Source organism: Candidatus Hydrogenedentota bacterium (assembly GCA_035416745.1).
Classification (GTDB): domain Bacteria; phylum Hydrogenedentota; class Hydrogenedentia; order Hydrogenedentales; family SLHB01; genus UBA2224.
On record DAOLNV010000001.1, the window covers coordinates 40,270 to 62,962 of the forward strand.

The 22,693-nt window shown below is 59.3% G+C and carries 17 protein-coding genes; 7 read left to right on the forward strand and 10 right to left on the reverse strand.

Annotated features, from left to right (window positions below):
- Positions 1-62: 62 nt before the first annotated feature.
- From PLJ71_00165 to amrB, 5 genes are all read left to right on the forward strand, one after another.
- Complete coding sequence (locus PLJ71_00165; GenBank protein ID HQM47063.1) at positions 63-647, forward strand: hypothetical protein; 585 nt, start codon at positions 63-65, stop codon at positions 645-647.
- A gap of 117 nt (positions 648-764) precedes the next feature.
- On the forward strand, positions 765-1,658 hold the full coding sequence (locus PLJ71_00170; GenBank protein ID HQM47064.1) for a metallophosphoesterase: 894 nt from the start codon (positions 765-767) through the stop codon (positions 1,656-1,658).
- A 40-nt stretch (positions 1,659-1,698) separates the two neighbouring features.
- Entirely contained in the window at positions 1,699-2,763 is a 1,065-nt protein-coding gene (locus PLJ71_00175; GenBank protein ID HQM47065.1) for a hypothetical protein, read from the forward strand.
- A 165-nt stretch (positions 2,764-2,928) separates the two neighbouring features.
- Positions 2,929-5,571, forward strand: a complete 2,643-nt coding sequence (locus PLJ71_00180) for a sialidase family protein (GenBank protein ID HQM47066.1) — start codon at positions 2,929-2,931, stop codon at positions 5,569-5,571.
- Positions 5,572-5,899: 328 nt separating this feature from the next.
- Entirely contained in the window at positions 5,900-7,048 is a 1,149-nt protein-coding gene (amrB, locus tag PLJ71_00185; GenBank protein HQM47067.1) for an AmmeMemoRadiSam system protein B, read from the forward strand.
- Between the two features lie 36 nt (positions 7,049-7,084).
- Here the strand turns inward: amrB and PLJ71_00190 are convergent, their stop codons facing one another.
- The 4 genes from PLJ71_00190 to PLJ71_00205 are packed head-to-tail and all read right to left on the reverse strand — an operon-like array spanning position 7,085 to position 10,619.
- The gene (locus PLJ71_00190) at positions 7,085-7,813 is read right to left on the reverse strand and encodes a purine-nucleoside phosphorylase (protein HQM47068.1); all 729 of its coding nucleotides are present in this window, start codon (positions 7,811-7,813) and stop codon (positions 7,085-7,087) included.
- On the reverse strand, positions 7,810-8,835 hold the full coding sequence (locus tag PLJ71_00195; protein ID HQM47069.1) for a deoxyguanosinetriphosphate triphosphohydrolase: 1,026 nt from the start codon (positions 8,833-8,835) through the stop codon (positions 7,810-7,812). The genes PLJ71_00190 and PLJ71_00195 overlap by 4 nt, the downstream gene beginning before the upstream one ends.
- 10 nt (positions 8,836-8,845) lie before the next feature.
- Complete coding sequence (locus tag PLJ71_00200; protein HQM47070.1) at positions 8,846-9,577, reverse strand: metallophosphoesterase family protein; 732 nt, start codon at positions 9,575-9,577, stop codon at positions 8,846-8,848.
- Between the two features lie 46 nt (positions 9,578-9,623).
- Positions 9,624-10,619, reverse strand: coding sequence for a hypothetical protein (locus PLJ71_00205; protein HQM47071.1), 996 nt, complete (start codon positions 10,617-10,619; stop codon positions 9,624-9,626).
- A gap of 532 nt (positions 10,620-11,151) precedes the next feature.
- Between PLJ71_00205 and PLJ71_00210 the strand changes: the two genes are divergently transcribed.
- Positions 11,152-12,195, forward strand: a complete 1,044-nt coding sequence (locus tag PLJ71_00210) for a hypothetical protein (protein ID HQM47072.1) — start codon at positions 11,152-11,154, stop codon at positions 12,193-12,195.
- Positions 12,196-12,277: 82 nt separating this feature from the next.
- Here the strand turns inward: PLJ71_00210 and murJ are convergent, their stop codons facing one another.
- The 6 genes from murJ to PLJ71_00240 all read right to left on the reverse strand — a co-directional run bounded on the left by murJ (position 12,278) and on the right by PLJ71_00240 (position 19,457).
- Entirely contained in the window at positions 12,278-13,885 is a 1,608-nt protein-coding gene (murJ, locus tag PLJ71_00215; protein HQM47073.1) for a murein biosynthesis integral membrane protein MurJ, read from the reverse strand.
- Positions 13,886-13,910: 25 nt separating this feature from the next.
- Entirely contained in the window at positions 13,911-15,479 is a 1,569-nt protein-coding gene (lnt, locus tag PLJ71_00220) for an apolipoprotein N-acyltransferase (GenBank protein HQM47074.1), read from the reverse strand.
- 142 nt (positions 15,480-15,621) lie between these two features.
- Positions 15,622-16,698, reverse strand: a complete 1,077-nt coding sequence (locus PLJ71_00225) for a type II and III secretion system protein (protein HQM47075.1) — start codon at positions 16,696-16,698, stop codon at positions 15,622-15,624.
- Positions 16,698-17,744: a hypothetical protein gene (locus tag PLJ71_00230; GenBank protein HQM47076.1), complete on the reverse strand. Its 1,047-nt coding sequence runs from the start codon at positions 17,742-17,744 to the stop codon at positions 16,698-16,700. Before PLJ71_00230 ends, PLJ71_00225 begins: the two co-directional genes overlap by 1 nt.
- Positions 17,745-17,943: 199 nt before the next feature.
- On the reverse strand, positions 17,944-18,954 hold the full coding sequence (locus PLJ71_00235; protein HQM47077.1) for a tetratricopeptide repeat protein: 1,011 nt from the start codon (positions 18,952-18,954) through the stop codon (positions 17,944-17,946).
- 77 nt (positions 18,955-19,031) lie between these two features.
- Positions 19,032-19,457: a hypothetical protein gene (locus PLJ71_00240; protein ID HQM47078.1), complete on the reverse strand. Its 426-nt coding sequence runs from the start codon at positions 19,455-19,457 to the stop codon at positions 19,032-19,034.
- Positions 19,458-20,142: 685 nt separating this feature from the next.
- Between PLJ71_00240 and PLJ71_00245 the strand changes: the two genes are divergently transcribed.
- Complete coding sequence (locus PLJ71_00245) at positions 20,143-22,656, forward strand: hypothetical protein (GenBank protein HQM47079.1); 2,514 nt, start codon at positions 20,143-20,145, stop codon at positions 22,654-22,656.
- The last annotated feature ends 37 nt before the right edge of the window (positions 22,657-22,693 follow it).

Genomic DNA, 22,693 nt, shown 5'->3' on the forward strand with positions numbered 1-22,693 from the left:
GAATATTCGTATGTCCCTGGTGTATTATCCTTAAGGCATACAAGGGTTGGGGGAGGACGGCCATGGCAGGATTCGATCCGTATGACAAGGGTCACGGCGCTGTCGACTGGGATAGTCTGCTGAAGGGTGCCCTGACTCTTCTGCAGATTGCCACGGCTCTTTTCGGGGCCGCGCTCCTCGTCGCCGCGTTCATGTGGGCCATGCGCGTCTTTGAGTTCGCCGGGAGTTTCGCCGAAAACCCCGGCCGAATGTCGGAATACATCCAAGTGGCCAAGCAGGGAGACGCGTTCCTGCCCCCGGTCGAGGAGTCCCCGCGTGAGCCCGCGGAGTCGCCGGCGCCAAATGGCGAGCCGCCCGCCCGGGCCATCGGGCAGCTCAAAAGAGCGACATCCCTGAATAGTGCCGACGTTTTCGAGCGCACCGCGGACCGCGTGCTCGTGATCCTGCTCATGGTCCTTTATGCCATCATTCCTCTCGGCACGGCCCTGGTGGGCCTGAAGATCCTGGTCGCCATGCTATCACGAAAGCCTTCCAGGAAGGAGCCTGCCCGGTTGGGAAAGCATGACGTGGGGGAGGACGGAGAAGCGCTGCCCGATGAACCGGACGCACAGCCCGATGACGCTGTATTGCCACGGCGGATCGGGTGAGCCCGGCGCGCGGCTGGACGCCCGAGCCTGAAAGAAGATGATCCCCGGGGGGCCTGCGGGGTATCCTGTCTCCCAAAGAGTCTCGACGCACACAAAGCCAGGAGAACCGTTGTGACTATGCACCGCCGCATTTCCAGAAGAACGTTCCTCGCATCGTCCCTCGCTGGCGCGGCCGCGATTGGATGGGGCGCCGCCTCGCGCGCGCAGGACCCCCAACCGGACCGTTGGGTGCTCCTCGCCGACATCCACATCCCCGGCGACCGCAACAAAGCTGATGGAACGCCGCCCGTCAAACCCGTCGAGAAATTCGCCGCCATGCGCGCCGAAGTCCTTGCTCTCGACTACAAGCCCGCCGGCATCCTCGTCGCGGGGGATTGCGTCTATCTTCATGGCCAGCGCGAAGACTACGTCACCCTCAAGGAGGAGTCGCAGCCATTTGTGGACGCCGGTATCCCGCTCCATTTTTCCATGGGCAACCATGACAACCGCGAACAAATGTGGGATGTTTTTCCCGGCCACAAGGCCTTGAGCGCGGACTCGGTTCAAGGCAAACACGCCTATGTTCTGGACGCTCCCCGCGCTTCATGGTTCATCCTCGATTCGAATCGCGAAACCGGCTTTGTCCCCGGTGAATTCGGCGCCGCCCAGTTGGAGTGGCTGGCAAAAGAGCTTGACCAGCGTCCGGCCAAGCCTGCCGTCCTCATTGCGCATCATTATCCGGAAGGGGAGAATGGACTGGTCGATTTCCCCGCGTTCTGGAGCGTCATTCAGCCTCGCAAGCAGGTAAAAGCCTACTTCTACGGACACAGCCACGCCTGGTCGCAGCATCAACGCGAGGGCATTCACTTCGTCAACCTCCCCGGGCTGGCATGGCTGTTCAGCGAGGAAAACGTCCCTCGGGCCTGGGTCGAGGCGGCGGTCAGCGACAACGGCGCCGATTTGGCCGTGAACGTCATGAATGGGGTGGCTCTGGCGGAAGGCGGGAAATACAGGCTGAACTGGAGAGCCTGAGCTGATAGGCAGGGACCCTTGCAGAAGAGGGGGCAGGACGATGCGCATTTGGGGCCTGAGCGCCCTTCTTTGTGTAAGCTTCACGGCTCATTCCCTTACGCTTGAGGACATTGCGGAAGTCTATGCCCGGAAAGAGGCCGCGCTCGGCGCGTACTCCGTACGATTCGAAGAGGAGGACACCTTCCAGAGAGAAAGCGGCGAGGAAGTGCCCACAAAGGACGTTTATTCCTTAACGGTGGACGGCCCCCGCTACCGCATTGAGGAGCGCACGTTTGAGCCAGCGGACTTGGCGGGATTTGAGACTGTTTCTGTCTGCAACGGTACAGAGTTCAAAATGATACTGAAAGGGCAAGATGGTGCGCCACACTCGGTGTACATTCTGGAGAAGCAGACCTACGAGCGGCCAAGCTATGTCATAGATCCCGTGCGGTTGTCCGGACTGTGGCGGGAACCCGCCCCGTTCGCCACGTATGGGTATGCAATCGATGTGCAGACTATCGTGCGGCCCCCAGAGGCCAGACTTGAGCCGGAGCCCGTTCTTGTAAACGGCGACCGAGCCTGGTGCGTGAGGGGAATGGTGAGCTTTGATGAGCCCAATTCTGGATATGGCCGGTTCTGCCATCTCTGGTTTTCGGAGGAGCGAGGTTTCGCGCTTCTGAAATGCGCCCTTTACGAGTCTGAACCTTCACATGAACAGGAACCCCATCTCGAAATCACGTTTTCGGATTTCTTCGAGGTTCAGAATGAACTCTGGTTTCCTGAACACATTCTCGCTGAGTGGGTCGGGCATGATGAAGAGCCTCTCAAGAGAGTAACCAACTTCAAGATAAGCGTGCTGGAACTCAAGACCGGGGCCCAGGTAACCGACGAAATGTTCCATCTCGCCGTGCCCGAACGCGTCGTGGTAATGGACGACGGCCGCTTTTATCGCGACACGGAGTCCTGGCGCAGGTCCAGGAAAATCGGCCACTTCGCCGAATGGTTTTCGGAAGCTTCCGGCATTAACCTCAGGCAGGTACGTAATGTCCTGATATTCGTCCTCGTCCTCGTGCTCGGGTACTGTATCTTCTTTCGGAAAAAGGAGAAACGCGCGAGCATCGAATAAGACGCCCCTCGCCTTGCCGGATTCATCTGCGCCACGGCCTATGCGTCCATACTGTCCATCAAGTCCATACAGACCATACTTATTCTCGCCATGGAAAGCCCCTTTGTCCGTATGCTAAAGTTGGCCATCGACATCACTCAGGGCTGTTTCCCAAGGGGGCTATCGATGAACGCAACGCTTTTCATCATTGCCTGTGCGGGCCTGTTCACGGCAGTGGAGGAGGCGCCTGCCCTGTATTTCGTGCGCGAGGGCGAGCCGGCGGCGGTGCGCTATGCCGCGCGCGAATGGACCCGGGGCGACGGCTACCTCGAGTTCAAAGGCGAAATGAAAGGCGATTTGCTGTTTGCGGACCGCTGGCTCGGCTCGGGCAATTTCCATCTCCACGCGCGCTTGGCTCTGATGAACGTCGAGGGTACCGCTGCAAGCTTCGTGATCAACGACCGCAGCCATTTCGGCTTCGACGGGGACGGAAAACAACTCTTCGTGGAAGGCCGCTTGTTTGGCGACAAAACCGCCCATATCGAAGGTACCGCCGGGCTCATACAGCCGGGCCAGCCATTCGATTTTGACGTTATCCGGGAAGGCGCCCAGCTCCGGTTCCAGATCGCCGGCAGGGACGTTCACACAATCGAATATTCCGGCAGGGATCTCGGAATCGTCGCGTTCCGCCCGTGGCGGAGCACCATGCGCATCTACGATTTCTGGGTTCGCGCCGCCGAAACCGCGCCGTTTCCGATGCGCACGCAGCCCACTTCGTATTCCATTCCCACGCTGGACATGGCCTTCGAGACTTGGCGGCAGGTTATCGTCGAGTCCATCCCCGGACAATACCTCGGCCATCCGACCACCGTCTTGATGCCCGACAACAAGACCATCTTCGTCACCTATCCCCTCGGACACGGGGGCCCCTCGGCGGTCCTCAAGAAAAGCACCGACGGCGGTCTCACGTGGAGCGAGCGCCTTCCCGTCCCGGACAATTGGGCAACGGCAACGAATTGCCCCTGCATCCACCGGCTGGTGGACCCCCACGGCGTGGCGCGACTGTTTGTGTTTGAAGGCAACGGCCAGATGCGGCAGGCCTGTTCCGAGGACGGCGGCGAGACCTGGACGCCCTTCGAGCCCAACGGTCTCCACTGCGTGGTCGCGCCCATTACCATCGTGCCAATCCGTGGCAATCGCCTGCTCATGCACTACCACCGTGGATTCAGCGAGCAAGACCGCTCGCCCCTCACAATCTGGCAGAGCATCTCGGAAGACGGCGGTCTCACGTGGGCTCCCGAGCGCAAAGTAGGGGAGAAGCTCGGCGCCGATCCCTGCGAACCCGCCATTATCCGGTCGCCCGACGGTACACAACTGGCGTCGATCATGCGCGAGAACTCCCGGCGCTACAATTCACTTCTCATGACCAGCAACGACGAAGGCGAAACCTGGACAGAACTGGTCGAGGCGCCCGCCAGCCTGACCGGCGATCGCCACATGCCCCGCTATGCTCCCGACGGCCGCCTGGTAATGACCTTCCGCGACACTGCCGCCGATAGCCCTACCCGGGGCGATTTCGTGGCTTGGGTGGGTACCTATGACGATATGGTCAATCTGCGCGAAGGGCAGTACCGCGTCCGGCTCCTGGCCCCGCCAAAGAAATTTGACCTCGGCTATCCCGGCCTTGAACTCCTCCCAGACGGGACCTTCGTAACTACCACCTACGCCGAACTGGTGGCCGGCCAGAAGAACTCGGTCATCAGCGTAAGGTTCACCATGGACGATATCGACAAGAAAGGCGCGGTTACCCTCGACGAGCAGGCGGTCTACGTTGGCGGACAGGAGGGCTACCACACCTACCGCATCCCCGCCGTTCTGGTCACGCAACAGGGCGCCGTGCTTGCCTTTTGCGAAGGGCGCAAGAACAGCGGGGCCGACGACGGCGACATCGACTTGATGCTCCGGCGCAGTACCGACAGCGGCAAGACGTGGGGGCCCATGCAGAAGATCTGGGACGATGGCGAGCACACCATCGGAAACCCCGCGCCCGTGCAGGACCGCGCCAACGGCGTCATCTGGCTACCCTTCTGTCGTGACAACGACCGCGTATTCGTCACCCACAGCGCCGACGACGGGCTGACCTGGGCTGAGCCCGCCGAAATCACCAAGCAGGTCAAACCCGTCGGATGGGCCTGGTACGCGACCGGACCCGTGCATGCCGTCCAGCTCAAGAGCGGCCGCCTGCTCATTCCCTGCAATCATTCCTTGGCCGGCGACGAGAATCAGTACTCGCATGTCATCGTTTCCGACGACCATGGGGAAACCTGGAAGCTCGGCGGCACGTTACTCGCCAAGACCGACGAATGCACCGCGGTGGAACTCCAGGACGGCCGCGTCTACCTCAATATGCGCAGCTATCATGGCAACTATCGCAGGGCCATCGCGTGGAGCGGCGACGGCGGCGAGACCTGGAGCGATGTTCAGTTCGACCAGACCCTCGTTGAACCCGTGTGCCAAGGAAGCGCGTGCCGCCTGTCCACCACCGGTAACGGCGGCAAAAACCGCATCCTTTTCTCAAATCCGGCGAGCCCTGACCGTGTCCAAATGACCGTGCGCGTCAGCTACGACGAGGCGCAGACCTGGGCCGCCGGCCAATGCGTCCACTGGGGCCCCTCGGCCTACTCCGACCTCTGTGTGCTGCCCGACGGGGCCATCGGCCTCTTGTACGAAAAAGGCCGCAAAGACGCCTACGAGACCATCACATTCGCCCGTATCCCTTTTGACTGGCTCACCGGCTGGACGGACCAGCGCACCGCCGCCGGAAAGTAGGGTGGCGGCGCCATGGCGTGTCTTCCCGTTGCCGCAGGGCACAAGTGCGGACTGACAAGGACCGGCGGTGGCGGCCGCCTCTACAACCGGTTTCCGCACGGCATAACCTCGCGCTGATGCATTTTCTCCTCTTTCTGCTACACTACAGCCTGTAAAGGGGCCGGGTTTTCCAGGCAGACGGAGAAGGCTGAAGCGGAAAACTCCCGTGCATCCGCGGCGGGGTCGCATGCACATCGGCCCGTGAACGTGTTCTCGAAGAACGCACCCGTCCCGGCACGCGGAATAGATTGCGCGTCGTGACATCCATATGAGATTAGGGAGACGAAAAGTGAGAAGAACAGCTCGAACGGTTCGATTGGGGTGGATGCTCGTCTTCTGCCTTGCCGCCCTTGCCGCCTTGGGGGCCGCGGTCAGCCAGGTTCGGCTGCCTCTCTTCCGGGGATACTGGTATCCCGCCACTGCCGAAGCGGTCCGCGCGGCGTGCGAACAGTACCTGAACGAAGCCCAGATGCCCATGCCGGTTCGCGGGAGGATTGTCGCCTGCGTTGCGCCCAACGCCGGCTACCCCAATTCTGGAGGAGTTGCCGCCTACGCGTTCAAACCGCTCAAGACCGGCCAGTATGACCGCGTGATGATGCTGACCGCTTCGCACACGGTCAGGTTTCAGGGATGCTCCATTCCCATCGTGCGGTATTACGCGACGCCGTTGGGTCTTGTGCAACTGGATGGTTCCGCCTGCAAAAGGGCAGCCTGGTCGTCTCTGATCGAGTCGCAAACCGTCCTCTATAAGGATATCGGGATGGGGAGGAACAAGCGCGTCGCCATTCACGAGACGGAACATGGCATCGAGCTGTTATTGCCGTTTCTACAGGTTCAGTTGGGCAACTTCGAACTCGTTCCCATCGTTGTAGGCGACTTGATGGACTCCAACGGCCGCCTGCGCACCACCGCCATCAAATCCATCGCCGACGTTCTGCAACGTATTGTAGACGACCGAACCCTCATTGTCATAAGCTCCAACTTGACGTACTACGGGGAGCGCTATGGATACACTCCGTTCAAGGAAAACGAAACGGAGGGCATAGAATGGCTAGACAAGCAGGCCCTGCACTTTATCCTCAATCGTGATCTTGAAGGTTTCGCGGATTACCTCGAAAAGACACGCAACCCCATCGACGGCGCAGCGCCGTTGGCGATACTCATCGCGCTTCTGCCCAATCAGGTCGAAGGCTATCTGCTCAATTACCAGACACATGCGCAGGAAATGGGAGAGAGCGGGTCCTCCGTGAGCTATGCCGCCCTGGTCTTTTCGGACCCGGCCGCGGCCCCCAATGAGTCCAAGAAGACCCTCGAGGTCACGCCGTGGGAACCGGCCGATGCCTCCGACATCTCCCTTTACGGCCCAACGAAGCCCATCACGGGAGATGATATGGCCGGCCGCCTGGCAAGTGGCCCCGAGAAAAGCGCCAACGAATAGACCGGCTGGCTCCTTGCCCACGGCGCCTTCACTCCGTTAGAAAAGCCTGTCTGTTTTCTGGTCGCCTTCCGCGAAGCCAGGCAGGACGCGGCGCAATAGTTCGCAGAGCCTCGCGGAATGGTGTTGTCCTATGTCGAGCACCTCGTCGTGGGTCAGGCGCTGTCGGCGGCAGCAAGTGTTCGTGATACAGGAAATCGCCCCGGCCCGCATTCCCAGACCTTGCGCAGCAACTATCTCCGGCGCCGTGCTCATGCCCACCGCCCATGCCCCCTGCCGTTGCAGCGCCGCTATCTCTGCCCGCGTCTCATAACTCGGCCCGTGGACCCATGCATATGTGCCGCTGGCCTCGCACTCCGGCACGCGCCAGTTCGGGACGGTTTCGCCGGGCGCATCCGGCCATCCGCGGTAAGGCCATGTCATGATGCATTCCGCCGCCATGAGTGCCCCCGGCTCCAACCCGGCCTTCAAGCCGCCTGCGGCATTGGTGAACACGATCCGGTCAACGCCGAACGAAGCCAGTACCCGCACGGTCGCGGTCACCTCCTCGAATTTCAATCCCTCGTAGAAGTGACGCCGCCCCTGCTGCACGATCACGCGCACGGCTCCGCACAGGCCCTCAGTGAAGGTCCCCGCATGGCCTGCCACACCCGCTGGAGATAGGCCCGGAAACACGGCAAAGGGTTTCTCCCAGCAAACTTCGTCGAGGATGTTTCTCAGGTCCAGGCCTGATCCCGCGACTACCGCCATACGGCAAACGGCGCTCATGTCTTCCACGCGGCGGGCAGTAGATAACGAGTGTACAGTTCCATCGCATACGGGTCCGTCATGCCTGCAATGAAATCCACAATCTTCCGCTCGAGGGAATCCGTGGGATCCCCCTCGCAGCGCACTTGTTCGGGCGGGTGGCTCAACAAATACGCATAGAGTTCGCGTAAGACCTTCTTGGCGTTCTCGATTTCCCGGTGAATGGTCTCACATGGGTACACGTAGTTGTAAAGGTAATCACGCAAAGTACGCATGCTCTCGCGGACATCCCGGGCGATGTCGATGGTCCCTTCCTTTGACCCCTCGATAATGCCAAGAACCATGCTGTCGATGCGCTCAGAAGACGTGTCACCGAGATGTTCAACCGCGGCCCCGGGAAGGTCAGAAGTCCGAATGATGCCGCCGCGCAAGGCATCGTCGATGTCGTGATTGATATAGGCCACCGCGTCGCATACGGCCACAATGTCGCCCTCGAGAGTGACCGCGCCGGGCTCCTTCATGCCAAGGATGATCCCTTTCCCTTTCGAATGGTTCGCTATTCCATCCCGCACCTCGAACGTCAGGTTCAAACCCGGGCCCCGGTGCGTCTTTTCCAGCTTCTCAACGATCCGCAGGCTTTGCGCGGTATGATTGAAACCCTCTGCATACAGTTCGTTGAGGACGAATTCGCCCGCGTGACCGAAGGGAGCGTGGCCCAGATCGTGCGCCAGCGCAATCGCCTCGGTCAGGTCTTCGTTCAGAAACAGCGCCCGCGCCACCGTTCGCCCAATCTGGGCAACCTCGAGGGTGTGGGTGAGGCGCGTACGGTAATGATCTCGCTCCGGAGCAAGAAATACCTGCGTCTTCCGCTTCAGACGGCGAAATGCTTTCGAGTGGATGATGCGGTCCCGATCCCGTTGATAGGCGGTTCGAAACGCGTGTTCCGGCTCCGGGTGGGCGCGCCCCCGGCTGTTCGCTACAAGCATCGCGTAGGGGCTGAGAGTCTCCCGTTCCCGCTGCTCGATCTGCTCACGGACGGTCACCGCTGGGAACTCACTTGCCTTTGGAGAGCCGCCGGGCCAGTTCGATCGGCAATCCGGCGTCGATTATCTTGCGCGAGCAGGCATCGATGTCATACTCGACCCGGCAGAACTCGAAGCTGCGGCTGTCGGTGTCAAAAAAACCGAACCCGGCCCGCGGATCACGGTCACGTGGTTGCCCGACGGCTCCCGGATTGATGAAATACCGGTTCATGGGGGTGAGTTGACACACGCCATCCGGGACCGTGCTGGTGCTGTTGCCCTTTTCGCTGAAGAAAGACGCCCGGTGGCTATGTCCGAAAAAACATATGCTGATGTCGCGGCCGTTCAGATATTCCAACTGCCGCACCGCGTCCAGCCAGTCGATAATGTAGTCGTCCCGGTTGCTCGGCGAACCGTGCACACCCAGGCAGTCGGAATTGAACACTATCTGCTCATGACAACTCGCCAGCCAACGGCGATTATCGTCGCGAATCTGCTCATACTGCCACTCGATGGCCTTCTTGGCGGCCGCCCGGAAGAACCAGGGATCTTCGAGACCGCACACCGCCGCGTCATGATTGCCCATAATCGTGGGAATCCCCCGCTCGCGAACGATGTCCACCACCTCATTGGGGTTGGCATTGTAACCCGTCAGATCGCCCAAACAGATGATGCGGTCAGGTTTCCGATCGTCTATCCGCTGAAAGACAGCCTGGGTCGCTTCGAGATTCGCGTGAAGATCCGATATTATCGCAATTAGCATCTACTCGTCCTTGAGGGGAAATACTTTCATTGTGGGCGCAGTAGCGTTACTCCGATGGTTGTTTGAACTTCTCTTTCTCGATGATCCGACGCAACTGCGCCACTTTCTTGCGTGCGTGCGGGTTCGAGGGGTCAGTCTCGAGTATCTTCTGCATGCCAGCCAGCGCCTTTTCGTAATCACGGCGCTTAATGAACTGGACGGCGATATTGTAGTCGGTGGCCAAGATCTTCTTCCGAAGCCGGGCCGAACGAGGCTGGGCTTTCGTCGCCGCCGTATATTGCTGAAGTGCAGCCGGATAATTGCGCGTCTCAAAATAGAAATCGCCCATTGACTCCTCGTGGGTAACGTCTCCCGTGGCGTCTTCCTTGCCGCGTTCTTCGATCTCCTTCAGGCGGTGTTGCTCATATTCTTCCGGCGTATACACGTGCTTCAGGGCAGAACGCTCAACGAGTATCGATATGTTGTTGCTCGAAGAATCCGTCGGAATCAAGAAAAAGCGTTGCTCATCGGGCTCGTAAGGATGCAAGGTAAATCCGCGTATGAATTCTCCATCTGCAAACTCGCAAATGCGTTCCCCGCCCTCCGGATGATACTCGGGGTATCTCTGGCGAGCGTCGAAATGACCGTCAAAACTCTTTACCTGAAACACGGCTTTCAATTCACTGAACCGAACCTGAATCGTCTCTCCGACTGTTGCGCCTTCGCGCGTCATGGTATCCAAATGAAATCCTGTGTCCTGCGGGTTCAACGCGAAACACACACCGTACTGTATCCTGCCATCCTTGTAACGGACGACGAGACGTTGCCTGGGATGCCTTTGCCGCGCCTGGACACGCTTCTGTTCCACGTACTTCCGGCGCAATTCCTTCTGTTCCGTCCACCGCTGACGCAGCAGAGTTCCGATATGCGCCTTATGAATAGACGTTACATACAATCCCTGCCGGCCGATCTGATTGAGAGCATCATTTTCCGTCTCGGCCTCAATAACTCCCGACGTTTCGTTGCCCTCTCCGTCGATTGCTTTGTAATCGAACTTCGCCACTACTCCCCTCCCCGGGCTTAGCCCAACGAGCCACCATAGTGTGCAATTCGAATCGAAACTTCTCGGATGAAGCCAACCGACCTCACATCTTGACTCTCAAACGAAACCTTAGCACGAAAGCACGATCCCGTCAAAAGGACACAGTACCTAACCCATTGATAGTGCTACGCTTCGTTCAGTCTCTCGTCATCATGTTATCGCGCGGCGCTTACCAACACTGATACGGTGGTCTTATGTCCGTCATCTACGCTATTTTATGCCATCCTACCCGGGAATACAAGCGCACTGCGGCAAATATGCTATATTCTCGCTGAACGCATTGTCGCGCCAGAGTTCGGGCCATCCGGCCGCCTGCCTCTTGCCCAGCGTAAGGAACCGAAACCGGGTTCTTGGTGTTCAACCCGGTGTAATGGGAGCCGCAAACAACAACCAATCGCCTTCTGACGGTTCCAATGTCGAGGTCACAAGCGCGGGAAGGCGGGCAAGGCAGGGAAAAAACCAAAAGACGCCGACCCTGCACAAGGAGCCAAACATGCGGAATAACATCTGGACAACCATCCTGGTATGCGCGGTTTTCACTGTGAGCTGCGCCCTTTGCGCCGTCGGAGCGCCCAACGCCGAAGAAATAGCGAAGCTTAAGAGTGCCGACACCAATGGAGACAACAAGCTCACCCCGGAAGAGTTCACTGCCGCTTTCCCTGAAGCTGGCAAGAGCGGTTTCAACAAGCGTGACCGAAACGGGGATGGCTTTATCAGCCGTGAAGACTTCGCATCGGCCGACAGTTCCGAAGCGCCTGCCAATCCTGCGAATCCCATAGCGCCAAGAATGCGCGTGAAAGCCTTGCTGCAGGAAGCGGACAAAGACGGCAATCGCGAGGTCACATTCGAAGAAATCGCCGCCGTGGCGCCCCAGGTCAGCCGCGAACGGTTCAAAACCCTTGATCGCAACAATGACGGGGTCATCTCTCAAGCAGATAGAAACGTTGGCGGCCCCGCCAAATTTGATTTGCCCAAGCTGTTCGCCAAGGCCGACACCAACAGCGACAAGCAAATCACGTTCGAGGAACTACAGGCGAAAATGCCGAAGCTCACCAAGGAGCGCTTCGCGCAATTGGATCAGAACGGCGATGGAATCCTCAACCAGGCCGACCGCGCTGCTTCGGCCCCGGCAGGCGCCGAAGGCCGCCGTCCGGACCGTGCCGCAATAGTCCCCAAAATGCTGCAGGCCGACACCAACGGCGACAAGCAAATCACGTTCGAGGAACTACAGGCGAAAATGCCCAAGCTCACCAAGGAGCGCTTCGCGCAACTGGATCAGAACGGTGACGGAATCCTCAGCCAGGCCGACCGCGCTGCTACGGCCCCGGCAGGCGCCGAAGGCCGCCGTCCGGACCGTGCCGCAATAGTCCACAAAATGCTGCAGGCTGATTCCAACGGCGACAAGAAGGTTACCTACGAAGAGGCTACGGCAATGAAACCCGGATTTCCTCGGGCGGCCTTTGACCGGTTCGATGCCAACGGCGACGGCGTTCTGTCCCAGGAAGACTGCGGCGAACGGTGTGAAAAGCAGGAATAGCCGGTCCGGTTTCCGCCGGTCCGTCTCAAAACACCCCCTTCCCAAACCCGGACGGGGGTGTTTCTGATTCGCGCAGCAGCTCTTACGGACGCTCACTCCGGGATTTGCGCCGCAGCATGTCCGCGAAATCACCGATCTCTTCCACCCGAAGCACGTAGCAGGCGCCCAGGTAAGCTGCAGAGGCCGACACCAGCAATGCGACGACTGCCGCCAAATGGGCCGGGGTCGAATCCGACGGCCAAATCTGGGCCGTTTTCGCATATGCGGCGTATCCCGCGGCCGTCATAACCGCGCCCGCCACGGTCATGCGGAGCAGTGACGTCAGGAACGCGCTGTCCCAGAGCGGGCCATGACGCCTCACCAGGAAGTAATACAGCGCCGCGAAATTCACCGTATACGATATGTCAGTCGCCAACGCCAGGCCGCGGTAGCCGAGGGGGCGCACCAGCGCGATGTTCAACAGGATGTTGAGTATCATGCTCGCGCTGGCAACGATCACGGGCGTTTTCGTGTCGGCCACACAGAAAAACCCCGTCACACCCACCTTAACCCATGCAAACGACAGCAATCCCAGCGCATAGACCGTCATCGCCCCGACGGTCAGTTCCGTCTGCTCGGGCGTCCAGTCGCCGTGCTCAAACAACAGCTGTATGAGCGGTTTCCCGAAGAAAACCAGACCCAGCATGCATGGAAGCACCAAGAAGAAGCTCTGGCGGAAACCGGTCATCAACGTGTCGCGAATTTCCTTTGCGCGGTTTCGTGCCGCCGCTTGCGACAGCAACGGAAGGATGGCTACCGCTACGGCAAATCCGAACATGCTCAGCGGCAACTGAATCAAACGGTTGGCATAATAAAACGCGCTCACAATGCCTTCGTCCAAAGACCGGGCGAACAGAACGTCGACAAGCTTATTCACTTCGCCCGCCGCCTGGCCCACAAGTACGGGCATCATCAGCCCATAGACTTTCCATACGCCGGCATGGCGGAGTTTGAAGTTCGGAAGCCACACCCCTGTCCTTCTGCCGAGCGCCGCATACAGGACCGCCAGTTGCGCCACGCCTCCCAGCCATACTCCGAGAACCAGGGCGTAGGCCGGGTCCGGAAACGCGTTCCGGAATGCCAGACAACACAGGATTAGAGCAACGTTCAACAACGCAGGGGACCACGAGGGCGTCGCATAGTGCCTTATCGTATATAGAGGCCCCATCGCAAACACCGCCATGCCGATGAAGAACAAGTAAGGGAAGGTCCAGCGCGTAAGCGTGCTGATAAGTTCCAGTTCCTGCGCCGAAAGCGTCACTCCGCCCGTTATCGGTTTCAGCGCGTTCAGGCCGCTCAATAACTGCGGGGCAAGGATCGAGCCTGCCGCGGTCAATACCAGCAACACGACCAGCATCGAAGACATTGCCGCCGAAACGAGTTCGTTGAACGCCTCCTTGCCCTCTCTCTCGAGCGATTTCGAGAACACCGGCACAAAGGCCGCATTCAGCGCGCCTTCTCCGAGCATGTCACGCAGCATATTGGGCAGTTTGAACGCGAGGATGAAGGCGTCTCGCGAACCTACGCCGACAAGGGCGCCCACCACCATGTCCCGCACCAGGCCGAGGACGCGGCTGAGCATCGTGCCCCCCGCAAAGATCGACGCAAACCGCGCGCTCAGACGCGTTGACTTGTTTCTATGGAGGCTCATGGTCCCCCAACCCTTCGCCGGGTGATCATTGGGGATTCGCTTCCGCACGCGGCTTGTTTATCAGTGCCAGGAGCAGCAGCAGCCCGCTTGCCAACACCGATGCCTGAGGGATGCGATGTGGCGCCCAAGGCGCTGGCCGTTCTCCCGGCTCGGCGAGAGGCATTGCACCCAGACACCGGTAACGCTTCGTCTCCCGAGGGGGCAAATCGCCGCTCAACCGGTGAAATGTACCATACGACGTTACAATCGCATTCATTCCGGTGAACCGGCCCCACGGATCAAATACCCCGGAAATGCCGGTGTTGGCGCTGTGCACAAGCGGCAGCCGGGTCTCAACCGCCCGCAAACGCGCCTGTTCGAGTTCTTGCTCCAGGGCGTTGCTGGCCCCGAACCACCCAAGATTCGTAATCACCACGAGGAAATCCGCTCCTTTGCGCCGCAACGTCTCGCTCATCTCGGGAAACAACACCTCGAAACAGATGAGCGGGCCAAGCGTGCGCTCCCTGACAGGGAATACCCGCACCTCATCTCCAGGTTCCACGTCGCTGATAATGGGCACCATCGTCTGAACAATCGGCAGGTACTCGCCAAAGGGCACATACTCGCCAAAGGGCGCCAGATGAATCTTGTCGTAATAGCCTTGTACCGTGCCATCGCCCGAAACCAGGAAACTCGAGTTCCGAAACCGGCCCGTTTCCGTATCGGTCCGTTGCGAACCCGTATACAGCGCGGCCCCCGTTGTCTGCGTCAGATTCTCCATGGGCTCGAAGAGCTCGGGAATGGTAAACTCGTCCATTACCAGCGTCTCTGGCCATACAAAGAGGTCCACCGGCTCGTTTTCGGCGAGTTTTCGCGATTTCTCGGCCGCATTGCGGACCATTTCTACCGTGTATTCGGGGTCCCATTTCATTTCAAGCGGGAAATTGGATTGAAACACACCCACGCGGAAGGGAGGAGAAGCATAGACTGCCGGCTCAAGCAGAAGCAGGCCCGCCCCGTGGGCGCCGACCAGCAAGGTCAACGCGACGGCTCCGCGCGCAACACGCAGACGGCTAAGATAGACCGTCTCCGCCAACAGCGCGTTAAACGCAACCAGAATCCCCGCAAGAAGGCTTGTTCCGCCAAGCGACGCCAACTGAAGAAAGGCAAGATCCTTGCCCTGCGAGTAGCCAAGGCTGCTCCAGCCAAATCCGGTGAACAGACGTCCTTGCGCGTACTCCATGCCCATCCAAAGCAGCATCAGCGACAACGCCGCCGGAAACCACGGCAGGCGCCGCCGCATCCATGCCCACAGCAGCCCCGTCACGGCCCAATACGCCGCCATAATCACGCAGACCGCTTGCTGTCCCCAGAAAGCCCAGCCCCCCGCCCAGAAGAAGTTCGTCAGCAGCCATTGGAACACTATGCTGTGAAAAAGCCAGCCGGCCAGGAAAAAACGGCATGCCGCCTCCTTGGGTGTTGCGTTCCTGCATGCAAAGAGAAGCGGCGTCAGCGCCGCCCACGCAAGAAAATACACATGCCAGGCGGGGAAGCACATTGCCAACATGGCGCCGCTTAACAACGGCAACCCGAATCTTGTGATGAATGCCTTCATGTAGACGGGATCATGCGCGGGCTGGACCGCAGAATTCAACCTTCAAGGCGCCGCGTTCCAGAGTTATGGGGTCTACAGACAAAACCGGCACGCCCATCCGAAAACGTGCCTGCCGGTGCCGTTTCAAAGGCCAGACAAATGCCTACAATTCGTCTTCCATGATCTCGATTTCCTGCTCGATGCGGTCGAGATTCTTCCATTTCTCCTCGCGCCAGAAGTTCAGTGCGCTGATAGCTTCCGGCCGGAGATTTCGAAGATCCACAATCGTCGGAGACAGGAAAATCAGCAAGTGTGAATTCTGTGCCTCGACCCGCCGGCCACGGAAAGAGGCGCCCAATACCGGCACTCGGCCAAGCAAAGGAACACGCCGTTCCGTCTTGAACACGTTGCGCGACGAAAGCCCGCCGACCACCAGCGTCTGGCCATTGGGCACCAGCACCTGGCCGGTCTGTTCGCGCGTCGCGAATACGGGAAGATCAATACCCCGGATCGGACTCGATGGCAGCTGGTCTACCACATTCAGTTTCGACAGGTTTATCTCGATCATGTCGTCGCCGAGCACCGTCGGCTGTATCCCGAGATTCACGCCCACTTGCCGCCACGTCACTTGCAGCTGCGCGCGGCCTTTCTGATAAATAAGCGACTGGTACGGCACCTCTTCACCCGCGTGAATGTCCGCCACGCCGTTCTCGACTACCAGCAGCTCCGGCTTCGAGATCAAGTCCCCATCCGATTTCTGCTCAATTCCGCGAACGATCCCGTCTATCGTCCCCGTGCCGCTGTCGATGATGCTGAAGGTGACTCCCGCGCCGCTTTGGGTCGTGATCCCGCCATTCTCCAACACGTTGCCCGTGGCAACACTGCTGGGATAATCCGGCGTTATGCGCACGTTGTCGCGGTAAGGATTCGTGTCGGGCACAGGAAGCGTCACCTGGTACGAAGTCGGGTCGAAAACGCGCGTCGAGATACGTTCAACTGTGCCATTGTTCTCGATGTCCCGGACAAACCGGGTGTAGTCGAGGTTAGTGCCGATATCCCGCAACCCGTCTTCCGTTGTCTCGCTGATCCATACCTGGATCTGCACCTGGCGTATCGGCTCCACTTGTTGCGGCGCTGGAGGCGGTTCAACCGGCGGCGGAGGGGTTTCCTCGCCTGCAAGCGCGATGCCTGCCAGGATACCGAAGAGTGCGAGCGCTGGCAGAACCCGTTGGATAGCCATTATTTGTCTTCCTCCATTTTCAGATCGGCCTCAATCCCCTTTTCCGTGGGGCCGCCGGTGATGGCTTCGCCGAGGCTCTGGGGGATCTCCGACACCCCCTCGAGAATGTCCGTCAACAATCCCGTTGGCGATACCTTGTTGCTCGTGTCTTCCTCAAGGCCCACAAACCCGTGCTCGTCGGCCACAAGGAAGGACGGTCGCCATACCTCGGACTTGATGAAAAACACGAGTTCGCGCCGGCCTTCATCGGTCTCTCGGTGTCCCACCGTGGCCGAAATAGGCGCTCCGATGAGATTACCGGGGACGAACGTCTCCGCCAACCCGACCGCGGCATCCTCAGCCTGCGTCAGCCAGGGAACCGTCTCGAGGCTCTTCTGACGGGTATTGCGATATAGCCCGCCCAAGACCAATACCTGGCCATGGCGCACCCAGACGCTCGTCATGATGCTGCGAGTGATGAACACTGGCGCTGTGATCTGAGTGCCACCCGATAGACTGTCATCCAGGGCGATGACGATGCGGTTGCCCAGCTCCTTCACTTCGGCTGCAACTTCGAGATTGATGTACGTGTCTTCCAAGGTGGCCCAGTTGCCGTCGTCGTCCGTCACCTTAGGGACTTTCAAGGTCAATGCCACTCCCGTGTCCCGGAATGACGTGGCTTGTACCACCGTGGCGCCTACAACCGTCGTATCCTCATACGGGATTTCCCGCACCGTTTTGATGACCGTGCCCGGCCGTTCCGCCCCAATCATGACCATAGCTTTGGGACGCGACAGAATGTACGCCCGGTTCTCATCCACCAACGCCTGCAACACCATCTCGATGTCGCCGTAGTTCGTGGAAATATTGTCCAGGAACACCGTCAACCCTTCCAAGCGCGTTCCCGAATCCGTTGGAAACGTCAAATCCGCGGTCCGAATGGCGCCGTTGCCGCTTGTGACCCGTCCATAGAGGCGCTCCTTGTTTCGGCGCGCAAAGAAAGCGCTGAAACCCGTCTCAACGCTCTTTGTCGTCTGGAATTCCACCACCTTGCAGGAGACATTCACCTGCTTGGGCGCCTCTATATCGGGCGGTGGCGGTGGCGGCGGCGCCGGGGCCGCTGGAGCTGCTTCTGGGGCCGGGGCCGCTGGGGCCGCTTCCGGGGCCGGGGGCGCCGCGGCCTCTTGCCCAACGGACACTGCCGGCGCGATCAGCCCCAACGCAAGAATGACAAAACCAAATAGATACCGTTTTCGCATTGCTGACCTACCGTTGAAATGTTCCGATAGCCTCGTACCGTGTTACATTCTCGATATCATCAAAGATGCTGAATCGCACCACAAACGCCCGTGCTTCGCCCGGGTTCAGCCGCCCGATATTGACTGTGCTGGTGTCGTAAATCATGTTGCCGAAGCCGAACACCGTCACATTCACCTGCACGCCATACAAGACGCTGTCGCCGCGGTTGTGTGCCTGTCCCGTAACCACGTAATAGTCTTGCCCCCGGTAATACGACCGTTCGCCGGCGCCAATATCCGTGCCCGCCCGGAAATCGTTCAAATTCGTAATGACCAGGGGTTCCTGCTCAACAGCCCGTTTCTCTCTCTCTTCCGGCGTCAATAGCGTATAGCTGCCATCCGGCTTGAACTCGATACGGTCTTTCAAGCGAACGTCCGTTGCATAGGTCGGATACTTCTCGATGATGTTGGCATACATCTCGCCTGCCATATCATAGTCACCGCGCTTCCAAAGCAAGTCCGCCAATTCCCACTTCGCCTTGTAGTTTGTGGGCTCTTCCTTGACCGTGTTCCACAGTCCCGTGATCGCCGTATCAAGCTGATCCGGTGAGCCGAACTCCTCCGTGTACTCCTTACGAAGCTCCGCGATGCGCTGGGCGCTTTCTTCAGCGTAACGCCCATGAGGCGATTCATGCAGGTATTCGTCAAACAGGTTGATGGCGTCTCGATAACTCTTAATGTTGTAATAAGACACCGCAAGCCAATACCGGGCGTCCATCGCAGCATCCGAATACGGGTACTTCTGAATCACCTGAAGCAGCCGGGGAATGACTATGTTGTAGTCGCCCGCCTCGATCATCCGGCGGGCTTCCTCTACCTGCTTGTCGGCCGACCCTTCTTCGAGGATGCGGTTCTTGGTCACCGGAGTGGCCGTCATCGGGACGTTGCTTGACGGGGTAGTGCACCCCGGAAGCTGTAAGAAGAATCCCGCAAGGCATACTAACACAAGGATTTTGGCGGTCATGCGTGCACGTTGCATAGCTGGCTTCTCGCAAGAGCCACCCCTGTCCCTTCAGCAAGCCGGTTGCCTGGACGGGAAGTGTCTCCCTCTAGCTCCTATCGGTTGCTGGCCTTCTTTTGGTTCTGTTCCATCGTCTTAATGACGAGTTCGGTAATGTCGTCCGCCGGAATTGCCGGCTCCAAGCTGCCAAGGTACCCCTCAGCTGCTATCAGGTCGTACTCGGACTCTGCCCCCACCTGGGCGATGGTCCGAACAGCCCGATCGCTTGCCTGGCTGATTAAAATCCAGTAACGCCCGGTGCCGCGCTCGATCTTCTTATCCTTAAGCTCTTTGTATTCAGGCGTTTCTGTCACAATGTCCTGATACCGAACTTCGCCCGGCTTCTCGAACCCACTTGGCAGTCCCCAGTATATCTTCTGAGGGTCCACTTGCTTCTCGTCGATCGAATAGGCAGCAACATATGCGGCACAAACAGCCACCAAGAACCCCGTTGCCACTACTCTACACGAAAACCTGCCCATGATTCTCCTACCTTTTCTTTTCTAGCACTTGGGTGATTCTATTGACCGAATACTCTTCCCCCAAAAGCGCTCGCTGCGGACGGAGTTGAGCTCGAAACCTCCCCAATACTAGCGGTGAGGCGCATTCTTGTCAAGAAATTACCCGGGCGCTGATTCCCGTCCCCACAATCATCGACCCGGAAATTCAACTTCTTTTACCGAAGACCGGCCTCATTCAACTGTGCGATGCCCCTGAACAGACACCGCCTCCACTTCTTTGTCTACAATACCCTCCAACCTGCAAAGGTTCCTGCAAATTCCCCCAAGATGCAGAAAGCGCTCCCCAAAAAGTGTACCACAGGACGCGAGATCCGTTACTTTATTGATTTATTTGCGGCGCGTACGGCTCATAAGTCTTTGTCCATCAGGCAATTCACCCTCCTTCCCAACGATTTTTCCCGCAGACCTTTGCTGCGTCAACGAAGCGCCTTGGCCATCCGTTATCCACTTTGACACGCTGACGCGTTAGCTCTAGAATGTGCAGACTCGATATCCGTTTGATTCTACTGTGCCCCGAGAGGACTAGCCAATGCCATGCTGCCGTCCAATACCGTTCCGGTATGTGATTTCCGTTTTGTGTTTATGTTCAGTTCTCACCTTGGCCTCGCTTGCGGCCGAGAACGAACCGGCCGCGGCTTCTTCGGGCGTGCGCGTCTGGGTACGTCCCTCGGCATACGAAGATGCGCCCCAGGCCCAGGCGCGTTTTCTGCTTGAAGACGTTGTATCACCCGGCGACGCCCTGACGATCCCCTGCCAAGTGAGCTTGACTGAAGGTCTCTCAGACCCGCGCATAGCGTTGTATGTTTTTGACGGTGCGAACGCGCTGCTCTTCGAAGGAACTACCCCGCTTGAAGGGGGAGAAGGAACCCACAATTCGTCGTTTACATGGCCTCTCGCGAATGTCAGCGACGGCGCCTATCGGGTTCGGCTCGTTGTCGTGCATGCCCGTGATGCGGACGTTGCCTGGCGCGAAGTCGTGCTCCAGAAATGCACCTATGGCCGGCTCGCGCAAGAGTGCGAGGACCTGTCCCGGACCATGACTGCGCTTGACGACAGCATGCAGCGCGCCCTCAACGCCGACGTTCCGACCTATAGCGTGGTTCGGGCCGCGATCGCGGCGGACGCCTTGCAACGCGCCGAAGAACTCTTGGAGCAAGGTGACTGGCCTCGGGCGTCAGCGCTGGCAGACTTTGCCCGGACGGCATCGGACTCGGCGCGAGCATTGATTACCTTTGCTCCTCTCCTGCCGGACGTCGAGGCGCCGGTCCGGCCCCCTTCACCTACCGCATTGGAAACACGCGACGGGACGTTCTATTCTTCGCAAGAGCCGGTCTTCTTGTTTGGCTTGCATGACTCTGCCATGGAGCCTCGTTCCCTTGCCGGGCTGAAGCGGTATGGCCTGAATTTCGCCGGTATCGACGCATCTCCTGCCGAACTCCTGCTGGATGCCCAAGTGAACCAGGAGTTGTTGTCACGGGTCGGAGAGTACCTTGCAACGGCAGACACGTCGGGGATCGGTGTTACCGTGGGATTGAGAACCGAAACGGCGCCTCCGTGGCTCAATGCCCATGCCGTCGATTCCGACAGTCCCTCGGGAAGCGGTGGACCGGCGCGCCCGCTTGACCCGGGCCAGGCGCGCGCCATTTGCGAGCGGCAGATCCAAGCGCTGGCCCCCGTCATCACAAAGCATCCTTCGGTGAATGGAATAAGCCTGGCTTACGAGCCGGGATTCCGTTGGGAGACCAAAGCCGTCCGGGAACAGTTTATCGAGGCCGTAGCGCGCAAGTATGAAGGGGACCGCCGCCTCGTCAATCGCGTGTGGCGGACCCGGCTGCGCTCCCTCGACGAGATCGAGATCATGTGGGATTACACCCGGGCGTCGTATCAATACGACTGGCAATCGTGGCACCAGCATATGGTCTCGAGCCACTTCGCGTGGCTCGCAGGATACGCGGACCAGTTTCTCCCGGGCATCCCCAAACAGGTAACGTTGCCAGACACCGTTTTCGAGCCCGGTGAGGCGCGAACCGGCATTGATCAGGAAATGCTGGCAGGTGTTGGCGCAGTTGCGGCATGTACCGCGGACTACGCGGCTGGCGCCCCGGCGTATGCGCTCCCGTTTCCCAGACCCGAGATCTTGTATCGTCTTCTTCGCTCGCTGGCTCCGGGGAAGCCGCTGGTTGTCCTCGATGCTGATTTCGACCTTGCTTCTATCCCCGATGAGGAAGGCGCCTCGCGCTACGTGCATTCGGCCATGTGGGAAGCCGCTATTGCGGGCGTGAATGGCTGCGCGGTGGCCCCGGGCAGCGTGTGGCAAAGCCCGGGAAGCCTGGAAGGGTTGGCCACCGCCTGCATCGACATCAACCGGCTGGGGGACATCGTAACGGCGTTTCAACGCGCGGACGCGCCCATAGCGGTGCTTTGGAGCATGTCCTCTAAAATCTACCGTGACGGTGACACGTTTCTGGATTCGGTGCAGCGCGTGTATGAAGGGTGCGCGTTCTTCGGTTTTCCCGTCCGGTTCATAACCGAAGACGAGTGTAATCCGGCCGGCCTTGAGAATGTGGTGGTGTTGGTCATGCCGGAGGTACCTGCTATCGCCGATGAAACCTTCCAGGCGCTCGACGCTTACGCACAGGCCGGCGGAACCGTCGTCCGCAGCGGCCGTCCCGCACCGTACACGCCCAACGGCGGTTCCCGGCACGAAGTCATTTCACAAACGGACCGCACCATCTTCATGAGAGCGTCCGACACGCCAACGGTCTACCTGCAGGCGCTGGATGCCGCCTACGAGTTCGGCATATTCCCGTCCATTCCCCGCACGACCAACAAGTACGGCTATCCCCTGGAAGGAGTCAAGAGCCGGTATACCGAGTGCGAGGGGCAGGAATACCTCTATGTGATCAATCTCAGAAAAGAACCGGTTCGAACATACCTCTTTGGGGGCTCGCGTCAGGGGCGCGACGTCATTCGAGGCCGCGATGTCCGGTTTCCAATAACCCTCGAGCCTCTCGACCCCATGCTGATCCGGCTCGAACCGCAGGCCTCCGCGCTGCCGGGTGGTGAAGGGAGCGCCGCCATGGCGGCCAGCGAGGCTTCTGAAACGCAAAACAACCCCCCGAGTGTGGAGCTGCAGCCGGCGGTCCCGCAAGCGCCTTGATATCCGTTCCGACGCGCGGCCTCGATGGTTTCGCAGG

Excerpts from the sequence above, each read along its gene's own strand:
- PLJ71_00165 (HQM47063.1), top strand. The coding sequence starts at position 63 with ATGGCAGGATTCGATCCGTATGACAAGGGTCACGGCGCTGTCGACTGG.
- PLJ71_00170 (HQM47064.1), top strand. The coding sequence starts at position 765 with ATGCACCGCCGCATTTCCAGAAGAACGTTCCTCGCATCGTCCCTCGCT.
- PLJ71_00175 (HQM47065.1), top strand. The coding sequence starts at position 1,699 with ATGCGCATTTGGGGCCTGAGCGCCCTTCTTTGTGTAAGCTTCACGGCT.
- PLJ71_00180 (HQM47066.1), top strand. The coding sequence starts at position 2,929 with ATGAACGCAACGCTTTTCATCATTGCCTGTGCGGGCCTGTTCACGGCA.
- PLJ71_00190 (HQM47068.1), bottom strand. The coding sequence starts at position 7,813 with ATGAGCGCCGTTTGCCGTATGGCGGTAGTCGCGGGATCAGGCCTGGAC.
- PLJ71_00200 (HQM47070.1), bottom strand. The coding sequence starts at position 9,577 with ATGCTAATTGCGATAATATCGGATCTTCACGCGAATCTCGAAGCGACC.
- PLJ71_00210 (HQM47072.1), top strand. The coding sequence starts at position 11,152 with ATGCGGAATAACATCTGGACAACCATCCTGGTATGCGCGGTTTTCACT.
- murJ (HQM47073.1), bottom strand. The coding sequence starts at position 13,885 with ATGAGCCTCCATAGAAACAAGTCAACGCGTCTGAGCGCGCGGTTTGCG.
- lnt (HQM47074.1), bottom strand. The coding sequence starts at position 15,479 with ATGAAGGCATTCATCACAAGATTCGGGTTGCCGTTGTTAAGCGGCGCC.
- PLJ71_00225 (HQM47075.1), bottom strand. The coding sequence starts at position 16,698 with ATGGCTATCCAACGGGTTCTGCCAGCGCTCGCACTCTTCGGTATCCTG.
- PLJ71_00235 (HQM47077.1), bottom strand. The coding sequence starts at position 18,954 with ATGCAACGTGCACGCATGACCGCCAAAATCCTTGTGTTAGTATGCCTT.
- PLJ71_00240 (HQM47078.1), bottom strand. The coding sequence starts at position 19,457 with ATGGGCAGGTTTTCGTGTAGAGTAGTGGCAACGGGGTTCTTGGTGGCT.